Raw genomic sequence first — 19497 nt, forward strand, 5'->3', positions numbered from 1 at the left:
CAAAGCGTTATTTCGGCGAGTCGCCGGTTGTGGAGAGAAGTTATGCAAGGCAAGTACAGTTCTGAACCAGCGCTGCCGCTCAATGAGCTGTTGACCGTGGTACTGATTACGCACAATCGGCCGGCGTTTTTGCGTCGGGCCGTGAAGTACTACAGCAGCTTGCCCTGCACAATCATGGTTCTGGATTCCACACCCGAGCGGCCGGAAGGCGATTTTTCTGCGGTCGATTACCACCATGTGCCGCAGTTCGCTTACTGGGGCATGCAAGCCAAACTGGCCTACGGCGTGGAGCAACTGACCACGCCGTACATGGTGCTGGCGGCCGATGACGATTTCATCCTGCACGACTCGCTCGTCGAGTCCGTCGGCTTCCTGCAAGCCAACCAGGATTACGGCATGTGCCACGGTTATTGCCTGATGTACCTGACGCAGGCCAATAGCGTGAGCTACTTCCGCCGCGACAAGAAGGTCCAGGAAGACTATTGCGCCGAGCGGGCGCAGGATCGGGTCATTGACTACATGAGCCAGTACATCCCGCCGTTTTATGCGGTGACCCGTACCGACTTGATGAAAACCTGGCATTCGGCCTTGCCGCCGGGCACCAACTTTCAATGGCAGGAAATCGGCCACGTCTACTTCCTGCTGGCCAGCGCCAAGGCACGCATTCTGCCGATGCCTTACGTGGTGCGCGAGATCAACTATGGCGTCTCCGAGCACAACACCGATGTGTATCACTCGCTGACCTATGTCGACGGCAAATCGCGCGCCGAGCGCGAAGCGTTTGCCGAATTCCTCGTTTCGTTGCCGACCGCCATCGAAGGGCTGGATGCAAAACAGGCCAAGGCGTTTGCCCTGGAAAGTTTTGAAGCGATGGCCGACAGCCTGAAATCCCGGCGCGCGCTGACCGCGGAGCTGATTTTCGAGTCTTCCTGGAATCAGGAGACGAAGGTCCCGGATCGTCGTTTCGGCCCGCTGCAGTACGTCGAAATGCCGTTCTACAATCAGGCGTTCTTCGACCGCCTGGAGCAGTTCGAGTTCATGCTGCACACCATGCCGGCCGGACGCCTTCAACTGGAAGGGCTCGAAGGTATCTGGACCCGTCAGGCGCATCTGTTGCAGGCGCGCAACAACGATACGCCGGAAAGTGTGGTCGACCGTTTGTGGCAGGCCCATGACCTCAATGCGTTCAACCAGACCCTGGTCAAGCGTCTCGCCGCGCAACTGGACACCTTGGGCTTGGGCGACGACGAAGCGGCGCAAGCCATGAACGAATGGTTGGCCCGCCTTGAAGCACTGACCGTCGATGATCAGCAAGCGATGTTCGACAACATGCAGTCCGGTCGCCTGCTCAAGTGGCTGGCGACCCGCGCGCCTGCCGAACAACAGGGCAAAGCGATTGCCGAGCGCCTGGCGGCCAATGGCGGCGGCCCGCAGTTCGGCGTGTTCCTGCTGGATCTGGACAACGACATCGACAAGTTGCAGGTCTCGCTCGACAGCCTGCTCGAAGGGCAATGCAAGTCATTCAAGATTGTCGTGTTCACCACCGGCGAAGCGCCGGCGGCGACCACTGCGCAAAACACCCTGCACTTTGTCCGCGTCACCCCGGGCAACTATGTCGACAAGCTCAACCAGAGCGCCGCGCAATCCCCGTGCGATTGGTTGCTGCTGGCTCGGGCGGGTGATGAGTTCACCGCCAGTGGTCTGCTGCGCGCCAGCCTTGAATTGCTTTCGTCCGAAGGCGTGCGCGCAGTGGCCAGCGATGAAATTCAGCGCAAGGACGGTGGCGCGCTGGTTGATGTGTTCCGTCCCGGTTTCAATCTGGATCTGTTGCAAAGCGTTCCGTCGTTGATGGCACGCCATTGGCTGGTGCGTCGCGATGTTCTGCTGGAGGTCGGTGGTTATCAGGCCGATTTCAGCAAGGCGCTCGAGTTCGATCTGCTGCTGCGCATCATCGAACAGGGTGGCCTCGACGGTCTGGCGCATCTCGATGAGCCGCTGCTGATCACCCAGGCAACGGAGCTGGAAGAGAACGACCACGAGCGTCAGGCGTTGCTGCGTCATTTGGGCAATCGCGGTTACAAGGCCAAGGTCACCTCGAATCTGCCGGGTACCTGGCAGGTCGATTACCGCCACACCGAACAGCCAATGGTTTCGATCATCCTGCCTGTGATCGACGATCTGCAGGTGTTGCGCCGCTGCCTGGACGGCGTGCTGCTCAGAACCCGCTATAGCCGTTTTGAAGTGTTGCTGGCTGCCAACCCGAATCAGTCGGCGGCGGTCAACGATTGGCTGGGCACGTTGCGCCATCCAAAGGTGAATGTGCTGCGTGCCGATCAGCCGCTTGGCGAAGTCGCGCTGTACAACGCCGCCAGCGAGCAGGCTCAGGGTGACTATCTGGTATTGCTGGCCGCTGACAGTGAAGTCGTCAACCCGAACTGGGTCGACTCGCTGCTCAACCATGCCCAACGTCCGGAAGTCGGTATCGTTGGTGCCAAACTGGTGGGACGCGACGGCAAGATTACCCACGCCGGTCTGATTCTCGGCTTGAACGGTGGCGTCGGCTCAGCCTTTGTCGGCGAAAAACACAACCACAAGGGTTACATGCAGCGCCTGGCGGTCGAGCAGAATTATTCGGCCGTGTCGAAAGTTTGCCTGATGGTGCGTAAAGAACTGTTCAACGCCGTTGGCGGTCTGGACGAAGTGACCTTCGCCAACGGCTTCAGCGATGTCGATCTGTGCCTCAAGGCCGGTCAGGCCGGTTACCTCACGGTATGGACGCCATTGGTGCAGGTGCTGCATGACGGCGTGCAGCCGCAAGCCCCTGAGGCGCTGGCGGCATTGCGTGAGAAGTGGAGCGGCGCTTTCGCCCAGGATCCGGCTTACAACGCCAACCTGGCTCTCACCGGCGAAAGCTACACCCTGGCTGAAAATACTCCGCTCCATTGGTCGCAGTTGCTCGCTTAAGTCCGCCGGACAGGAATCAGCACATGTTCAACGGTCAATCGATTTTCATCTCCGGCGGCACCGGCTCGTTCGGGCGCAATTTCATCCGCCGCCTGCTGGAGCAATACCAGCCCAAACGGGTGGTGGTGTTCTCGCGCGATGAGCTTAAGCAGTACGAAATGCAGCAGACGTTCAACGCGCCGTGCATGCGTTACTTCATCGGTGACGTGCGTGACGCTGACCGTTTGCGTCAGGCCATGCGCGGCATCGACTACGTGGTGCATGCTGCGGCCTTGAAACAGGTGCCGGCGGCGGAGTACAACCCGACCGAATGCATCCGCACCAACGTCAATGGCGCAGAAAATATCATCGCGGCGGCCATCGATAACGGCGTGAAGAAAGTCGTCGCGCTGTCTACCGACAAGGCTGCCAGCCCGATCAATCTGTACGGCGCAACCAAGTTGCTGTCGGACAAATTGTTCGTTGCTGCCAACAACATTGCCGGTGAACAGCAAACCCGTTTTGCCGTGGTGCGCTACGGCAACGTCGCCGGCTCGCGTGGCTCGGTGGTGCCGTTTTTCAGCAAGCTGATTGCCGATGGCGCTACGGAGTTGCCGATCACCGACGAGCGCATGACGCGGTTCTGGATCACGCTGGATCACGGCGTGCAGTTCGTACTCGACAGCTTTGCGCGCATGCACGGTGGCGAGGTGTTCGTGCCGAAGATTCCGTCGATTCGCATCGTCGATCTGGCCCGGGGCATGGCTGAGCATCTGCCGCACAAGAACGTCGGCATCCGTCCGGGGGAAAAACTTCATGAGTTGATGGTGCCGCTGGACGATGCGCGGATGACCCTTGAATTCGAGGATCACTACACCATCCAGCCGTCGATTCGCTTCACCAGCATTGATGTCGATTTCGCTGTCGACAAACTGGGCGAGCAGGGGCGGCCGGTGAGTGAGGACTTTGAATATCGCTCCGACACCAATGCGCACTATCTCTCGGTCGGGCAGATCGCCGAGCTGCACGCGAAGCTCTCGACATGATTCCCTACGGTCGGCAGAGCCTTGATCAGTCGGACATCGATGCCGTTGTCGACGTGTTGCAGTCCGACTGGCTGACCCAAGGGCCGACCATCGAGCGCTTCGAGCAGGCCATGGCCGAGCGCTGCCAGGCGGATTTCGCCGTAGCGGTGTGCAACGCCACAGCAGCGCTGCACATTGCCTGTCTGGCGGCTGGGCTTGGCCCCGGGGATCGCTTGTGGACGACGCCGAACACGTTTCTGGCCTCGGCCAATTGCGGGCGTTACTGTGGCGCAGATGTCGATTTCGTCGACATTGATCCGCTGACGTGGAACCTCGATTCATTTGCGTTGGCAGCGAAGCTGGATCAGGCCGAGCAGGACAGTACTTTGCCAAAGGTACTGGTGGCGGTGGCTTTTTCCGGGCAGAGCTGCGATATGCGCAAGATCGGCGAACTGGCCGAGCGCTACAACTTCACCGTGATCGAAGATGCCTCGCACGCCGTGGGCGCCAGCTATGCCGGACGTCCGGTCGGTTGCGGTGAATTTGCGGCGATGACCGTCTTCAGTTTCCACCCGGTGAAGATCATCACCAGCGCCGAGGGTGGCATGGTGCTGACCAACCGCCCAGCGCTGGCGGAACGCCTGCAACGCTTGCGCAGCCACGGCATGACTCGCGATCCGCAACAGATGACCGAAGCCAGCCATGGCCCCTGGTATTACCAGCAGATCGTGTTGGGCTTCAATTACCGGATCACCGATCTGCAAGCCGCACTAGGCTTGTCGCAGCTTGGCAAACTGGACGATTTCATTGCGCGCCGCCGCGAATTGGCGGCGCGTTACGACCGACTGCTGGCGTACTTGCCGGTGACGCTGCCGAGCGCCCAACCCGACGCGGAGTCGGCGTGGCATTTATACGTGATTCGTTTACAGACCGATCGCATCAATCTCAGTCACCGGCAGGTGTTCGAAGGCTTGCGTGCGGCCGGCATTGGCGTGAATCTGCACTATATTCCCGTGCATTTACAGCCCTACTATCAAGCGCTCGGTTTCGCCGAGGGTGACTTCCCTGAAGCCGAACGCTATTACAGCGAAGCGATCAGCCTGCCGATGTTTCCGCTGCTGAGCGATGAGCAACAGGATCATGTGGTCGAGCAGTTGCGAAGACTGCTTGTTGAGGAATAGGACACGATGAGCAACGTTGCAATCATCCCGGCCCGTGGGGGCAGCAAACGCATCCCGCGCAAGAATCTTGCGCTGTTTGACGGCGTGCCGATGATTGTCCGTTCGATCCGCACTGCGTTGGATTCAGGCCTGTTTGATCAGGTCGTGGTCAGCACCGATGACGCAGAGATTGCCGACGTTGCGCGAGCTCATGGCGCGCAGGTGCCGTTCCTGCGCCCGGCGGAGCTGGCCGATGATTTTACCGGCACCGCCGCCGTGATCGTGCATGCCTTGCAGCGACTGCCGAGCTTCGATTACGCCTGCTGCGTGTACGCCACCGCGCCGCTTTTGCAGGCGCGCTATCTGCGCGAGGGATTCGAGTTGCTGGAGCAGCATCCAGACCAGTCCTTCACCTTCTCCGTGTGCAATTTCGGCTTTCCGGTGCAGCGTGCATTGACGCTGGACGGACAGGGCGCGCTCACGGCGTTGTACCCGGAGTTTCGTAACACCCGCTCGCAGGATCTGCCCGAAGCGTTTCAGGATGCCGGCCAGTTTTACTGGGGGCGGCGTGATGCGTGGTTGCGCGGCGAGGTGGTCTACTCGTCGGCCAGTCTGCCGGTGATTTTGCCCCGGCATCTGGTGCAGGACATCGATACGCCTGAAGACTGGAAACGTGCCGAATACCTTTACGCCGCGCTTAAGGCCGGCGGAGAGTTGCTATGAAAATCCTGATTCGCGCCGACGCCTCGCCCACCATCGGCAGCGGCCATATCGCCCGCTGCCTGACGCTGGCGCGGGTGCTGCGCAAGCAGGGCAGTCATGTCGCGTTTGCCTGTCGGCAGTTACCGGGGCATCGACTCGATGCATTGCGCGCAGAGGGTTTCGAAACCTTCGCGCTGCCCGATCTCTACCCCGATGAAGACCCGCAGCAGGCCATCGAGTCGATGCTGCCGTGGCAGGCCGACATCGATGCGCTGGACTTGCTGCTGGAAGATCACGCCGAATTCGACTGGATCATCGCCGACCATTACGGCCTCGATCATCACTGGCAGACCGCCGCACGCCGTTGGGCGCCGCGCATCGCAGCCGTCGACGATCTGGCGACACGGCATTACAGCGTTGATTTGCTGCTCAATCAGAATCTGTCCGGCCTCAGCGAAAACTACACGCCGTTGTTGCCTGAAGGCTGCCGTACTTTGCTCGGCCCGCGCTATGCCATGTTGCGTGAGGAGTTCAATTGCCCGGCGATCGAAATCAAACCCCAAGCCCGGCGAGTGCTGGTGAACTTTGGCGGTTTCGACGCGGCGATGCAGACCCATCACGCGATGTTGGCGTTGGCCGATTTTACTGAACTTGAAGTGGACTTCGTCGCCGGTGCCGACAACCCGGCGTGGGCGCAGATGCAGGCACTGGCCGAGACACGGCCGAACTGGCACCTGTACAGTTTTGTCAGCGATTTCCAGCAGCGCATGACCGAGGCCGATCTGTTTATCGGCGCCGGCGGCGGCACCAGTTGGGAGCGGGCAGCGTTGGGTTTGCCGACGATCTGCATCGCGGTGTCGAACAACCAGCAGGTCAATGGCGAGGTGATGGCGGCAGCGGGCGCGCATGTATTCATGGGCGCGCGCGAGCAGATCAGTGTCGAGCAGTTGCGTGATGCAATTGGCTTTGTTGCCGGCAATCAGTATTTGCGTCGGAGCCTGGCGGAGCGTTCGCGGCAACTGGTCGACGGTCGCGGCGCATTACGAGTCGCGGCGGCTTTGGCCGGTGCGGTACTCAAGGTGCGTGCGGCGACGCAGGACGATACGCCGCTGTTGCGTGATGGGCTGAACACCCGTTTGCACCATCCACAGCGCCTGGTATTGATCGCCGAGGCTGATGACGGCCCGGTCGGTGTGTTGCGCTACGAGTTGCGCGGCTTTGAAGCCGAAGTCTCACAGTATCTGTTTGAAGGGCGATGCGGCCTTGGCTGGGGCAGGGCGCTACTGGCGCGTGGCGAGTCGTTCGCCGCCGCACACTGGCCGCAATTGAACGCCATCACGGCGCAGGTGCTGCCGGGCAATCACGCTTCATTGAATGTTTTTTGCGACGCCGGCTTCACCCGGAATGCCTGCGCGTTCATCAAGGTTTTGAAGGAACACCGTTCATGAGCAGTTTCAAGATTGGCGACCGTCTGATCGGTGCCGACGCGCCGCCCTTCATCATTGCCGAGATGAGCGGCAACCATAACCAGTCGCTGGACGTGGCCCTGCAAATCGTCGAGGCCGCCGCCAAGGCCGGCGCCCATGCCTTGAAGCTGCAAACCTATACGGCCGAGACCATGACCCTGGATCTGGCCGAGGGCGAGTTTTTCATCAAGGACCCGGGCAGTCTGTGGGCGGGGACTTCTTTGTATGACTTGTACGAGAAGGCCCATACACCATGGGATTGGCATGCGCCGATTTTCGCTCGCGCCAAAGAGCTGGGGATGCTCGCGTTCTCGACGCCGTTCGATGACACGGCGGTCGACTTTCTCGAAAGCCTCGACGTGCCTGCCTACAAGATCGCCAGTTTCGAAAACACCGATCTGCCGTTGATCCGCCGTGTCGCCGCCACCGGCAAGCCGCTGATCATTTCCACCGGCATGGCCAGCATCGCCGAACTCGATGAAACCGTGCGTGCGGCCCGCGAGGCCGGGTGTAAGGATCTGGTGTTGCTCAAGTGCACCAGTACTTATCCCGCGACGCCGCGTAATAGCAACGTGCGCACGATCCCGCATCTGCGTGAGCTGTTCGGTTGCGAGGTGGGGCTGTCTGACCACTCGATGGGCGTCGGCGTGTCGGTGGCTGCGGTGGCGTTGGGCGCGACGGTGGTGGAAAAACATTTCACCCTAGACCGTTCGGCGGGCGGCGTGGACGCGGGTTTCTCGCTGGAGCCTTCAGAAATGGCCAGTCTGGTGCTGGAAACCGAACGTGCGTGGCAAGCGTTGGGTCAGGTTCAATATGGCGCTACCGAAGCTGAACTCAAGTCGGTGGTGTATCGCCGTTCGCTGTACATTACCGCCGACATGGCCGCGGGTGACCTCTTTACGCGGGACAATCTGCGCGCCATTCGCCCAGGCAAAGGTCTGCCGCCCAAGCACACCGATGCAGTCCTGGGGCGTCACGCTCGCGGCCCGATCAAGCGCGGCACGCCGCTGGATTGGTCGTTGGTCGAATAAGCCGATCTGCAAGCGATTCGGCAAAATCGCGTGACCTGCGAGTCATAACGCGCATCTTCACTGTATTGTATTGATCGGGGAGATGGCGCCTGGCCCGCTTTTGGTTCCAGTGATAGCCCTTTGCGCTCCCCGTGGCTGCCCGTTGTGGCGGCCGTTTTCTGTTTGTCGGCGCCCCTCAAATCCTTGCGAGCGGTGGTCTTGGGCTGTTTTTTATTGGGAAGCCGTAATGATTGGCATAAAAAGCATTGCGAGCTACGTTCCTGTAGCCGGCGTGGACAATTACGCACAAGGTGCAAAATTCGAGAAGGATGAAGAGTTCATCCTTGGCAAAATCGGCTCGGCGTTCCTGCCGCGCAAAGACGCTGAACAAGAAACCTCCGATCTGTGCGTGGAAGCAGCCAATGCGCTGTTTGCCAGCAACCCAGAGCTGAAACGTGAATCGATCGACGCACTGATCGTCGTCACTCAGAACGGTGACGAAGAAGGCCTGCCGCACACTGCCGCCATTGTGCAGGACAAACTCGGCTTGCCGACCAATGTCGCCGCGTTCGATATTTCCCTGGGCTGCTCCGGTTACGTCTACGGCATCTACGCGATCAAGGGCTTCATGGAAGCCGCAGGTTTGAAGAATGGTCTGCTGATCACCGCTGACCCTTATTCGAAGATCGTCGATCCGGAAGATCGCAACACCACCATGTTGTTTGGCGATGCCGCCACCGCGACCTGGATGGGCGAAGATCCGACCTGGGCATTGGGTAAAGCCAAATTCGGCACCGACGGTTCCGGCGCGCCACACCTGAAAGTGACCGATGGCGTGTTCTTCATGAACGGTCGTCAGGTGTTCAACTTCGCGCTGCTCAAAGTCCCGGCGCATTTGCATGAACTGCTCGACGATTCGGGTTTGAAGGCCGACGATATCGATGCCTTCTGCATTCACCAGGGCAGTGCGGCGATTGTCGACGCCGTAGCGCGACGCTTCGAAGGCGAGCCTGAGAAGTTCATCAAGGACATGGTCGAGACCGGCAATACCGTTTCGTCGAGCATTCCGCTGCTGCTGGAAAAACACGTGATCGATTCCGACTGGCAGCGCATTGCACTCAGTGGTTTCGGTGTCGGTCTGTCGTGGGGCTCGGCGATTATCTATCGCCCTTGAGCCTGAGTAAAAACGGCGGATACAAAAATAGCGTTCAAGGTTAACCTTGAACGCTATTTTTTTTGCCTGAAACGGAGCGAAAGCCGTCATGAGCGAGTTTTTCCAGGCCAATGCCGAGGTCCTTCAGCGACGCTGGCCGGCGCTGTTCGAGCGATTGATGGCTGAAGACAGTGCGGCGATAGAAGCCGGGTTGGTACAGGGCCTGGGTTCGACGCTGAGTGTTGGTGGCATTCAGCTCACCAGTCGCCATGACCGACTGCATGAGGCCCAGGTCCAGGCCGCCAGCCTGGCGGACAAAGCGCACTTGCATGTCTATGGCACCGGCCTTGGCGATTTGCCCACTGTCCTGCTGCAGCGTGACGGTCTTGAGCGTCTGTACGTGCACATTCTCAACGGCGCGCTGTTCGCGCTGGTGGTGCAACTGCTCGATCAGCGCCAGTGGCTGGAAGATCCGCGTGTGCAGTTGTTCTACGCCGGCGATCTGTCCGATATCCGCACACCGTTTTTTGCCTTGCCTGCCGAGATGCTGCTGGCCGATGACTTCAACGCGAAGATCCGTGATCGGCTGGTCAATGAAGTGCATTTGAGCTTCAACAATCGTGAATTCGATGCGCAGTCGCCGTTCATTCAACAGCGCTTGCAGGAATGCCTGCCGGTATTGCTCGGCGATGACGATGTGGCGCAATTGTTCGGCACCTGCACCGATCGGCAGATCTACGTGATCGGCACCGGGCCGACGCTCGAAAGCCATTTTGAGCGACTGGCAGCGGTCCAGCAGCACGCGGATCGTGCGCTATTGATCTGCGTCGACACCGCTTACCGTCCGCTGCGTGAACGCGGCATCGTGCCGGACCTGGTGGTGACCATCGATCAACGCATCGGCTTTCGGCATCTGCCGTTCGAGCAGTCCGATGGCATCCCGCTGGTGTACCTGCCCATGAGCGATCCCGAGGTGTTACGCGCCTGGAAAGGCAAGCGCTATGGTGGCTATTCGGCAAGTCCGGTATACGCGCAATTGCGCGAGCAGTATCCCCGTGGGCTGTTGCATGTCGGTGGCAGTGTGATTCACCCGGCCGTGGATCTGGCGGTGAAAATGGGCGCGACGCGCATCACTCTGTTTGGCGCTGACTTCGCCTTCCCGATGAACAAGACCCATGCCGGCTGGGATGACGGCGAATTGGGGCCGGGGGTGAGTCAGGCGCGGCACTGGGTGCGCGATGGCAATGGCCAGAAGGTCAGCACTCAACTGAACTTCCGTGGTTATTTGTGTGTGCTGGAGCGTTATATCGCCGCGCATCCGCACGTGCAGTTCTTCAACAGCAGCCGGGCGGGTGCGCTGATTGTCGGGACCCAGTTCAATCAGGAGTTCGTGCAATGACGGCGATGGAAAAGTGCATCGGCGAATGCCGCCAGTGTGCGCGACTGTTTCGATTGGGACGTGACGTCGAGGCGGCGTTGATCATGGTCGACGTGTTTGAAGGTGCACAGCATTTGCTTCAGGGCGCGCCTGCAGATGTCCAGACGTTGTGGGCGCAGATACTCACGCAAATGCTCGACTGCCAGGAGCGGCAGGATTGGTTGGGTCTGGCTGATTACATGGAGTACGAGCTGCTCGAGCTGCTGCAAAGTGTGCCGGCCTGAGCGCGGGCAACCGCACTGGCCCGCAGGTTTGCGTGGCGGTCGGTTTTATGGCGTCAGTTTTTCGTGCGGTGGGGGGCGACTAAGCCCTTGTTTTCTCTGGGGTGGCAGGGTGATGGCAAAATTTTTTTAAAAAGCCCTCAAGCAACCTGCAAACCCGACGATAACTATTACGAAGGTTCTCTAGGCCATACCCGGCGGTTGCCAGGGCCGGAAGCCGCAGTACCCAACCAACGAGGAATTCGTCATGGCTTTAACAGTAAACACCAACACTACGTCGTTGAACGTTCAGAAAAACCTGAACCGCGCTTCCGACGCTCTGTCGACTTCGATGCAGCGCCTGTCTTCCGGCCTGAAAATCAACAGCGCTAAAGACGACGCCGCTGGCCTGCAGATCTCGAACCGTATGTCCTCGCAGATCCGTGGTAACACCCAAGCCATCCAGAACGCCAACGACGGTATCTCCGTTGCTCAGACCGCTGAAGGCGCTATGCAAGCGACCACCGACATTCTGCAGCGTATGCGTGAACTGGCTGTTAAAGCACGTAACGGTACCAACGGCACTGCTGACCAGACCGCTACCAACGCTGAATTCGCTCAGATGTCTGACGAAATCACCCGTATCTCGGCTGCTACCAACCTGAACGGCAAAAACCTGCTGGACGGTTCGGCTGGTACTGTGACCCTGCAAGTGGGCGCAAACACCGGTTCGGCTAACCACATCAACCTGGTACTGAGCTCCAAGTTCGACGCAGTAAGCCTGTCGGTAGGCAGCGGTACTCTGGCCCTGACCGGTGCTACCCTCACTGGCGCTACTACCAACATCGACAACGCGATCACTGCAATCGACGCCGCTATCGCTGCCATCGGTGCAACTCGTGCCAGCCTGGGTGCTTCGCAAAACCGTCTGACCAGCACCATCCAGAACTTGCAGAACATCACCGAGAACACTACTGCTGCACAAGGTCGCGTACAAGATACCGACTTCGCCGCAGAGACTGCTAACCTGACCAAGCAGCAAACCCTGCAACAGGCTTCGACTTCTGTTCTGGCTCAAGCCAACCAACTGCCTTCCGCTGTACTGAAGCTGCTTCAGTAATTTCGGATCGAGTTTGAGCGGGGGGGTGCGCTTGTCGTGCTCTCTCGCTTTTTTACGTTAGGAGGTGATGGGCATGGACATGAGCGTCAAGCTTAACCTGTCTTACCCGGCTCCCAAGCCAGTAACGCCGGTTGCTGCCAAACCGTCAGAGACGCCTAGAGTTGCCAAGGCTGAAGCTCCGGTTGCTGACAAGAGTCAGGAGACGGACGACGCCAAGTTGAAACTGGCGGTGCAGGAGATCGAAAAGTTTGTCCAGTCGATCAAGCGCAATCTGGAGTTCTCGATTGATGAACACTCCGGTAAGGTCATCGTCAAGGTGATCACAAGCGAGACGGGTGAAGTCGTTCGACAGATTCCCTCCGCAGAAGCCCTCAAGCTGGCAGACAGCCTCGCCAATGCGAGCCACGTGTTGTTTGACGCCAAAGTCTGATAGCTGGCATGAATTATGTTTGTCCGTTCTCAGGACGCGTGTAACGGTCAAAAGAATGGCAACAATCTGAAGGGAGATGCACATGGCAAGTCCAATTCTACCGGGTTCCGGGCTGGGTTCCGGTCTGGACATCGGCGCGATCGTCACCGCGCTGGTCAACGCCGACAAGTCTGCCAAGCAGACCCAGATCGACACGCAGACGAAAACCAACTCGCTGAAGATTTCCGGCGTTGGTTCGCTGAAAAGTGCTCTGGCCGCGTTCCAGAAGTCGATGACCGACCTGAACAGTGCGTCGAGCCCTGCGTTTGCCGGTTTCACCGCGACGTCGGACACCCCGGCCGTGCTCGGTGCAACGTCGGACAAGACTGCCGTGCCTGGTACCTACAGTGTTGTCGTGAAGAACCTGGCCACCGGCTCGAAAATAGCCAGTGCCGCCTTTGCCGGCGGTGCCGCCAGTGCCATTCCGAGTGGTACTCTGAAAATCACTCAGAATGGCACTGATTACCCTGTCACGATTCCGGCCAATGCCACCTTGCAGTCGACGCGAGACGCGATCAACACCGCGCAGTCGGCCAATGGTATCTCTGCCAACATCGTGACTGACAGCACAGGTGCTTCGCGCCTGGTGCTCAGTTCGAACAAGACCGGCGCTGGCATGGACCTCAAGGTCAGCGGCATCGCGGGTCTGGAAATCGACGGTACCCAGCCTATGGGCAGTTCCCCTGCGGCGGGCGCTTCGGGCGCGGTCGGAGAGGTGGCCAAGGATGCAACCCTGACCATCGACGGGCTGACTGTCACCAGCAAGTCCAATACGGTGACCGGTGCAATCAGCGGCATGACGCTGAATCTCGTTACCGCCAGCCCTGTGGATGCGGGTGGCAAGCAAACCGCTGCGAATGTCTCGGTAGCGACCAACACCGCCGGCATCCAGACGTCTCTGCAGTCGTTCATCGATTCCTATAACACCCTGAAGAAAACCATCGACACCCTGTCCAAGGCTACGCCGGACGAGGATGGCAATCTGACGGTGTCTGCGGCGTTCACCGGTGACGCGCTGCCGCGTTCTCTGATGGCGGATATTCGTGCTCAACTGACCGCTCCAGGAGCGGGCCAGCCAGGGCAATTGGCCGTTCTGTCGCAAATGGGTGTTCTGACGGACAGCAAGACCGGTTTGCTGACGCTGGACACCGCGGTGTTCAAACAACGCATGGAAACGCCGGGCATGGCCGGTCAGGTTCAGCAGTTGTTCAGCGGTACCGATGCCAAAAACGGCCTGTTGTCGCGCATGAACACCGCGCTTAAGCCGTATTCGGAAACGGGCGGGCTGCTCGATCAGCGCAGTTCCAACCTGACGAGCCGAACCACCGCTCTGCAAAAGCAGCAGGCAGCCCTGGACTTGCGCGTCGATAACCTGACGAAGACGTTGACGGCCAAGTACAACGCCATGGACCTTCTGGTCGGGCAGATGAAGGCGACGGCGAGCAACATCACCTCGTTCTTCGCCACGATGAACGCTCAGCAATCCGCGAAGTAACGGCTGGCAACGACAGAAACCCGGCTACGCTTTATCGGCGTGCGCCGGGTTTTTGTCTTTTGATCTAAAGTTCTGTGATTCGATGGCGATACACTGGTTATACGAGTCATTGTGGCAATGAGGTAGAACATGAACCCAATGTTAGCCCTTCGGCAATATCAGAAAGTCGGTGCGCACGCCCAGACATCCGAGGCGAGCCCGCACCGTCTGGTGCAAATGCTGATGGAAGGCGGGCTGGCCCGCATTGCTCAGGCCAAAGGCGCCATCGAGCGCAAGGACATTCCTGGCAAGTGCACGTCGATCAGCAAGGCTATCGGCATTGTCAGTGGTTTGCGTGAAGGTCTGGATCTGGAAAACAGTGCTGATACGCTGGCGGATCTGGACGGCTTGTACATCTACATGATGAAGCGTCTGGCCGAGGCGAATATCAGCAGCGATCCACGCATTCTTGATGAGGTCGCCGGCCTGCTGAGCACGGTCAAAGAAGGTTGGGATGCGATTGCCCCTGTGCCTGCTCCGCAGTTCTAAAGGAGATCACCATGAGTCTTGTATTGCAGCGAATTGCCGATACCCGTGAAGCGTTGGTCAGTGCTCTGGCCGAACGTAACTGGGAAGCCATTGGCGAGTTGGATCTGGCTTGCCGTTCCTGCATGGAAGACGTCTTGAGTGAGGCTTCGCTGGACGAGGTCGCCTTGCGCGACAATCTTGAGGAGTTGCTCCATGTCTACAAGGAGCTTCTTGAGGTGGCCATGGGTGAACGGCAGGCGATAGCCAACGAGATGTCGCAGATCACCCAAGCGCAAAAGGCGGCAAAGGTTTACCATCTGTTTGGTTAATTAACCCCCAGTTAATCCAGATGTGCGCCATAAATTTGACTGTGCACGGTTTTTTGACTTAACTAGTGGCTGTTTTCAGATTTCAGGCGTCTACAGGCACATGGTGTCCTGCAAGCGTCTCGCTCGCCCCATATTTCGGGCATTGAGTTGACTAGGGAAGTTGCTATTGCATGTGGCGTGAAACCAAAATTCTGCTGATCGATGACGATAGCGTTCGCCGCCGCGACTTGGCGGTGATTCTAAATTTTCTCGGCGAAGAAAATTTACCCTGCGGCAGCCATGACTGGCAGCAGGCAGTCGGCTCTTTGTCGTCTAGTCGTGAGGTCATTTGCGTACTGATCGGGACGGTTAATGCTCCTGGCGCGCTTTTGGGCTTGCTAAAGACACTCTCGACCTGGGATGAGTTCCTTCCGGTTTTGTTGATGGGCGATAATTCTTCCGTCGACTTGCCTGAAGACCAGCGTCGCCGCGTGCTTTCGACCCTGGAAATGCCGCCCAGCTACAGCAAATTGCTCGATTCGCTGCACCGCGCCCAGGTCTATCGCGAGATGTATGACCAGGCTCGTGAACGCGGCCGTCATCGCGAACCCAATCTGTTTCGCAGCCTCGTCGGTACCAGCCGGGCGATCCAGCACGTACGCCAGATGATGCAGCAAGTGGCCGACACCGACGCCAGCGTGCTGATCCTTGGCGAGTCCGGTACCGGCAAGGAAGTGGTCGCGCGTAACCTGCATTACCACTCCAAGCGCCGTGACGCGCCGTTCGTGCCGGTCAACTGCGGGGCGATCCCGGCAGAGCTGCTGGAAAGCGAACTGTTCGGCCACGAGAAGGGCGCTTTTACCGGTGCCATCACCAGCCGTGCCGGCCGCTTTGAGCTGGCAAACGGCGGTACGCTGTTCCTCGACGAAATCGGTGACATGCCGCTGCCGATGCAGGTCAAGCTGCTGCGCGTGTTGCAGGAGCGCACCTTCGAGCGCGTAGGCAGCAACAAGACCCAGAGCGTCGACGTGCGCATCATTGCCGCGACCCACAAGAATCTCGAAAGCATGATCGAGATCGGTACGTTCCGCGAAGACCTTTACTATCGCCTGAACGTGTTCCCGATCGAGATGGCGCCGCTGCGTGAGCGCGTCGAGGATATCCCGCTGCTGATGAACGAGTTGATCTCGCGCATGGAGCACGAAAAACGCGGTTCGATCCGTTTCAATTCGGCGGCGATCATGTCGCTGTGCCGTCACGGCTGGCCGGGCAACGTCCGCGAACTGGCCAACCTGGTCGAGCGCATGGCGATCATGCATCCGTACGGGGTGATCGGCGTGGTCGAGTTGCCGAAAAAATTCCGCTACGTCGACGACGAAGACGAGCAAATGGTCGACAGCCTGCGCAGCGACCTCGAAGAGCGCGTGGCAATCAACGGCCATACGCCTGACTTCAGCGCCAACGCCATGCTGCCGCCGGAAGGCCTTGATCTGAAGGACTACCTCGGTGGTCTGGAGCAGGGCCTGATTCAGCAGGCTCTGGACGATGCTAACGGCATTGTGGCGCGAGCTGCGGAGCGTCTGCGTATTCGGCGGACCACGCTGGTGGAGAAGATGCGTAAGTACGGCATGAGTCGGCGCGACGGAGATGAACAGGCGGAGGATTGACGCCTGTTTTTCAACTGCTTCATTTATAAGTGATTTTTTTTAGGCACGGGTATTGCTACATCACTCGCAACGTTCCGTTTAACTGACGGTCAGCCAAGCGAGAGAGCACAATGCCCCAAGCCTCCCAGATGTCTTCAGCCCCCAATGCCGAGGGGCAAGCGTCGTCCGTAGAGCAGGCGAGCCGTCAGGGTCTCGAGCAGGCGTTCGCGCTCTTCAGTCAGATGTCCAGTCAGTTGACTGACTCCTACAGCATGCTTGAGGCGCGGGTCACTGAGCTCAAGGGTGAACTGGCGGTGGTCAGTGCCCAACGCATGCAGGAACTGGCGGAAAAAGAACGCCTGGCCAACCGTTTGCAAAACCTCCTCGATCTGTTGCCCGGTGGCGTTATCGTCATAGATGGTCATGGCATCGTGCGTGAAGCCAATCCGGCCGCCATTGAGTTACTCGGTCTGCCGCTGGAAGGCGAACTGTGGCGCCATGTCATTGCGCGCTGCTTCGCCCCGCGTGAAGACGACGGTCACGAAATCTCCCTGAAAGACGGTCGGCGCCTGTCGATTGCCACACGCTCGCTGGACGCTGAGCCGGGGCAATTGGTGCTGCTCAACGACCTGACAGAAACCCGTCATCTGCAAGATCAACTGGCACGCCACGAGCGCCTGTCCTCGCTGGGACGCATGGTTGCGTCGCTGGCGCATCAGATCCGTACGCCATTGTCCGCTGCGCTGCTCTACGCCAGTCATTTGACTGAGCAGGAACTGCCTGTCGCCACCCAGCAGCGGTTTGCCGGACGGCTCAAGGAGCGCCTGCACGAGCTGGAGCATCAGGTGCGCGACATGCTGGTGTTTGCTCGCGGCGAATTGCCGCTTACCGACCGCCTCACGCCCAATGCCCTGATGCAGGCACTCCAGGCTGCCGCGCTGACTCATGTGCAGGATCTGCCTGTTCGCTGGCAGTGCGACAGCCATGCCGGCGAGTTGCTGTGCAATCGCGATACGCTGGTCGGCGCTCTGCTGAATCTGCTCGAAAACGCGATCCAGGCCAGCGCCGCCGATGTGCGTTTGAAGGTGCATTGCTACACCCGCGACAACACGCTGCGCGTGTGCGTCAGCGATACCGGCAGCGGGATCGAGCCGGCGGTGCTGGAGCGCCTTGGTGAGCCATTTTTTACCACTAAAGTCACCGGTACCGGCCTTGGCCTGACCGTGGTCAAAGCGGTGGCGCGGGCACATCAGGGAGAATTGCAGCTGCGTTCGCGCGTCGGGCGCGGCACGTGCGCGCAGGTGATCCTGCCGCTGTTTTGCGCTGTACAGGGAGCTGAGTGAAAGACATGGGCATCAAGGTTCTGCTGGTCGAGGATGACCGTTCGTTGCGTGAAGCGCTGGCCGATACGCTGCTGTTGGCGGGCCACGATTATCATGCGGTCGGCAGCGCTGAAGAGGCGTTGGCGGCGGTGGCGTGCGAGGCGTTCAGCCTGGTGGTCAGCGACGTCAACATGCCTGGTATGGATGGTCATCAATTGCTTTCGCTGCTGCGCGCCCGTCAGCCGCAATTGCCGGTGTTGCTGATGACCGCGCATGGCGCCGTGGAGCGCGCCGTCGATGCCATGCGCCAAGGCGCGGCGGACTATCTGGTCAAGCCGTTCGAGCCAAAGGCTTTGCTTGATCTGGTGGCGCGGCATGCGCTGGGTAGCCTCAGTGCCAGCGACACCGAAGGTCCGATCGCGGTCGAGCCAGCCAGTGCGCAGCTTCTGGAGTTAGCTGCGCGTGTCGCCCGCAGTGATTCCACGGTGCTGATTTCCGGCGAGTCCGGCACCGGCAAGGAAGTGCTGGCGCGCTACATTCACCAGCAATCCCATCGCGCCAATCAGCCGTTCATTGCGATCAATTGCGCAGCGATCCCGGACAACATGCTTGAAGCGACGTTGTTTGGGCATGAGAAAGGCTCGTTCACCGGCGCCATTGCGGCGCAGGCGGGCAAGTTCGAACAGGCCCACGGCGGCACTATACTGCTCGACGAAATCTCCGAAATGCCGCTTGGCCTGCAAGCCAAGCTGCTGCGTGTTCTGCAAGAGCGCGAAGTCGAGCGGGTTGGCGGGCGTAAGCCGATCACTCTGGATATCCGCGTGGTCGCCACCACCAACCGTGATCTGGCCGGCGAAGTAGCGGCGGGTCGGTTCCGTGAAGACCTTTTCTACCGTCTGTCGGTTTTCCCCCTGGCCTGGCGTCCACTTCGCGAGCGCACTGCCGATATCTTGCCGCTGGCTGAGCGGTTGTTGGCCAAACACGTCAATAAAATGAAGCATGCCGCGGCGAAACTTTCGCCAGAGGCGCAAGCGTGCCTGACCGGATATCCATGGCCTGGCAACGTGCGTGAGCTGGATAACGCGATTCAGCGTGCGTTGATTCTGCAGCAGGGTGGTTTGATCCAGCCGCAGGATTTCTGTTTGCAGGGCAGCGTGACGTTCGCCGCTTTGCCGTCGGTAACCCCGGGTCCGGCCGTCATTCGCGAAGTCGAACTCGACGCGGATTCGGCCGGGGCTCTGGGCGATGACCTGCGCCGCCGGGAGTTTCAGATGATCATCGACACCCTGCGCACTGAGCGTGGCCGCCGTAAAGAAGCGGCGCAAAAGCTCGGCATCAGCCCGCGCACCCTGCGTTACAAGCTGGCGCAAATGCGCGATGCGGGGATGGACGTCGAAGGTTATCTGTTCGCCACGTGAGCCACACGCAACGTTTGAAAAAGCTTTTCTGAAAGAGGTGCCCATGAGCTGGCACCCTTGTTGCTAACACCTGTGTACCCGTCGAGTGAGTGTCAAAAAAATGCGGGCCGCCCAA

17 protein-coding genes are annotated in these 19497 nt (G+C 59.5%); all 17 read left to right on the plus strand.

Annotated features, from left to right (window positions below; translation table 11 throughout):
• Positions 1 to 42: 42 nt before the first annotated feature.
• The 17 genes from ATI02_RS02355 to ATI02_RS02435 all read left to right on the plus strand — a co-directional run bounded on the left by ATI02_RS02355 (position 43) and on the right by ATI02_RS02435 (position 19382).
• Positions 43 to 2964 (plus strand): glycosyltransferase family 2 protein, encoded by a 2922-nt coding sequence (locus ATI02_RS02355; RefSeq protein WP_100845334.1) that lies wholly within the window; start codon positions 43 to 45, stop codon positions 2962 to 2964.
• Between the two features lie 23 nt (positions 2965 to 2987).
• Positions 2988 to 3989 carry a UDP-N-acetylglucosamine 4,6-dehydratase (inverting) gene (pseB, locus tag ATI02_RS02360; protein ID WP_095191156.1) on the plus strand — a complete coding sequence of 334 codons (1002 nt, stop codon included), beginning with the start codon at positions 2988 to 2990 and terminating at the stop codon, positions 3987 to 3989.
• A complete protein-coding gene (gene pseC / locus ATI02_RS02365; RefSeq protein ID WP_100845335.1) occupies positions 3986 to 5149 on the plus strand; it encodes a UDP-4-amino-4,6-dideoxy-N-acetyl-beta-L-altrosamine transaminase in 1164 nt (387 codons plus the stop codon). The genes pseB and pseC overlap by 4 nt, the downstream gene beginning before the upstream one ends.
• Before the next feature lie 6 nt (positions 5150 to 5155).
• Complete coding sequence (gene pseF, locus ATI02_RS02370) at positions 5156 to 5851, plus strand: pseudaminic acid cytidylyltransferase (protein ID WP_100845336.1); 696 nt, start codon at positions 5156 to 5158, stop codon at positions 5849 to 5851.
• Entirely contained in the window at positions 5848 to 7278 is a 1431-nt protein-coding gene (gene pseG, locus ATI02_RS02375) for a UDP-2,4-diacetamido-2,4,6-trideoxy-beta-L-altropyranose hydrolase (protein WP_100845337.1), read from the plus strand. The genes pseF and pseG overlap by 4 nt, the downstream gene beginning before the upstream one ends.
• Positions 7275 to 8327: a pseudaminic acid synthase gene (gene pseI / locus ATI02_RS02380; protein ID WP_100845338.1), complete on the plus strand. Its 1053-nt coding sequence runs from the start codon at positions 7275 to 7277 to the stop codon at positions 8325 to 8327. The genes pseG and pseI overlap by 4 nt, the downstream gene beginning before the upstream one ends.
• Before the next feature lie 226 nt (positions 8328 to 8553).
• The gene (locus ATI02_RS02385; protein ID WP_095122707.1) at positions 8554 to 9480 is read left to right on the plus strand and encodes a ketoacyl-ACP synthase III; all 927 of its coding nucleotides are present in this window, start codon (positions 8554 to 8556) and stop codon (positions 9478 to 9480) included.
• Between the two features lie 88 nt (positions 9481 to 9568).
• On the plus strand, positions 9569 to 10858 hold the full coding sequence (locus ATI02_RS02390) for a motility associated factor glycosyltransferase family protein (RefSeq protein ID WP_100845339.1): 1290 nt from the start codon (positions 9569 to 9571) through the stop codon (positions 10856 to 10858).
• Positions 10855 to 11121, plus strand: coding sequence for a DUF8042 domain-containing protein (locus tag ATI02_RS02395; protein WP_095191149.1), 267 nt, complete (start codon positions 10855 to 10857; stop codon positions 11119 to 11121). The genes ATI02_RS02390 and ATI02_RS02395 overlap by 4 nt, the downstream gene beginning before the upstream one ends.
• 244 nt (positions 11122 to 11365) lie before the next feature.
• Positions 11366 to 12217, plus strand: a complete 852-nt coding sequence (locus tag ATI02_RS02400; protein ID WP_100845340.1) for a flagellin domain-containing protein — start codon at positions 11366 to 11368, stop codon at positions 12215 to 12217.
• Positions 12218 to 12290: 73 nt separating this feature from the next.
• Positions 12291 to 12647 (plus strand): flagellar protein FlaG, encoded by a 357-nt coding sequence (locus tag ATI02_RS02405; protein ID WP_100845341.1) that lies wholly within the window; start codon positions 12291 to 12293, stop codon positions 12645 to 12647.
• Positions 12648 to 12729: 82 nt separating this feature from the next.
• Positions 12730 to 14181, plus strand: a complete 1452-nt coding sequence (gene fliD, locus ATI02_RS02410) for a flagellar filament capping protein FliD (protein WP_095191146.1) — start codon at positions 12730 to 12732, stop codon at positions 14179 to 14181.
• A 129-nt stretch (positions 14182 to 14310) separates the two neighbouring features.
• On the plus strand, positions 14311 to 14709 hold the full coding sequence (fliS, locus tag ATI02_RS02415; protein ID WP_095191145.1) for a flagellar export chaperone FliS: 399 nt from the start codon (positions 14311 to 14313) through the stop codon (positions 14707 to 14709).
• A gap of 11 nt (positions 14710 to 14720) precedes the next feature.
• A complete protein-coding gene (gene fliT, locus ATI02_RS02420) occupies positions 14721 to 15017 on the plus strand; it encodes a flagellar protein FliT (protein ID WP_095191144.1) in 297 nt (98 codons plus the stop codon).
• Between the two features lie 170 nt (positions 15018 to 15187).
• The gene (locus ATI02_RS02425) at positions 15188 to 16663 is read left to right on the plus strand and encodes a sigma-54 dependent transcriptional regulator (RefSeq protein ID WP_095191143.1); all 1476 of its coding nucleotides are present in this window, start codon (positions 15188 to 15190) and stop codon (positions 16661 to 16663) included.
• A gap of 128 nt (positions 16664 to 16791) precedes the next feature.
• Positions 16792 to 17985 (plus strand): sensor histidine kinase, encoded by a 1194-nt coding sequence (locus ATI02_RS02430; RefSeq protein WP_167394904.1) that lies wholly within the window; start codon positions 16792 to 16794, stop codon positions 17983 to 17985.
• A gap of 5 nt (positions 17986 to 17990) precedes the next feature.
• Positions 17991 to 19382: a sigma-54-dependent transcriptional regulator gene (locus tag ATI02_RS02435; protein WP_100845342.1), complete on the plus strand. Its 1392-nt coding sequence runs from the start codon at positions 17991 to 17993 to the stop codon at positions 19380 to 19382.
• Positions 19383 to 19497: the final 115 nt, after the last annotated feature.

The sequence above is a fragment of the Pseudomonas baetica genome (assembly GCF_002813455.1).
Lineage (GTDB): Bacteria > Pseudomonadota > Gammaproteobacteria > Pseudomonadales > Pseudomonadaceae > Aquipseudomonas > Aquipseudomonas baetica.

Coding starts and splice junctions, on each gene's coding strand:
- ATI02_RS02355 (WP_100845334.1), top strand. CDS start 43: ATGCAAGGCAAGTACAGTTCTGAACCAGCGCTGCCGCTCAATGAGCTG.
- pseB (WP_095191156.1), top strand. CDS start 2,988: ATGTTCAACGGTCAATCGATTTTCATCTCCGGCGGCACCGGCTCGTTC.
- pseC (WP_100845335.1), top strand. CDS start 3,986: ATGATTCCCTACGGTCGGCAGAGCCTTGATCAGTCGGACATCGATGCC.
- pseF (WP_100845336.1), top strand. CDS start 5,156: ATGAGCAACGTTGCAATCATCCCGGCCCGTGGGGGCAGCAAACGCATC.
- pseG (WP_100845337.1), top strand. CDS start 5,848: ATGAAAATCCTGATTCGCGCCGACGCCTCGCCCACCATCGGCAGCGGC.
- pseI (WP_100845338.1), top strand. CDS start 7,275: ATGAGCAGTTTCAAGATTGGCGACCGTCTGATCGGTGCCGACGCGCCG.
- ATI02_RS02385 (WP_095122707.1), top strand. CDS start 8,554: ATGATTGGCATAAAAAGCATTGCGAGCTACGTTCCTGTAGCCGGCGTG.
- ATI02_RS02390 (WP_100845339.1), top strand. CDS start 9,569: ATGAGCGAGTTTTTCCAGGCCAATGCCGAGGTCCTTCAGCGACGCTGG.
- ATI02_RS02395 (WP_095191149.1), top strand. CDS start 10,855: ATGACGGCGATGGAAAAGTGCATCGGCGAATGCCGCCAGTGTGCGCGA.
- ATI02_RS02400 (WP_100845340.1), top strand. CDS start 11,366: ATGGCTTTAACAGTAAACACCAACACTACGTCGTTGAACGTTCAGAAA.
- ATI02_RS02405 (WP_100845341.1), top strand. CDS start 12,291: ATGGACATGAGCGTCAAGCTTAACCTGTCTTACCCGGCTCCCAAGCCA.
- fliD (WP_095191146.1), top strand. CDS start 12,730: ATGGCAAGTCCAATTCTACCGGGTTCCGGGCTGGGTTCCGGTCTGGAC.
- fliS (WP_095191145.1), top strand. CDS start 14,311: ATGAACCCAATGTTAGCCCTTCGGCAATATCAGAAAGTCGGTGCGCAC.
- fliT (WP_095191144.1), top strand. CDS start 14,721: ATGAGTCTTGTATTGCAGCGAATTGCCGATACCCGTGAAGCGTTGGTC.
- ATI02_RS02425 (WP_095191143.1), top strand. CDS start 15,188: ATGTGGCGTGAAACCAAAATTCTGCTGATCGATGACGATAGCGTTCGC.
- ATI02_RS02430 (WP_167394904.1), top strand. CDS start 16,792: ATGTCTTCAGCCCCCAATGCCGAGGGGCAAGCGTCGTCCGTAGAGCAG.
- ATI02_RS02435 (WP_100845342.1), top strand. CDS start 17,991: ATGGGCATCAAGGTTCTGCTGGTCGAGGATGACCGTTCGTTGCGTGAA.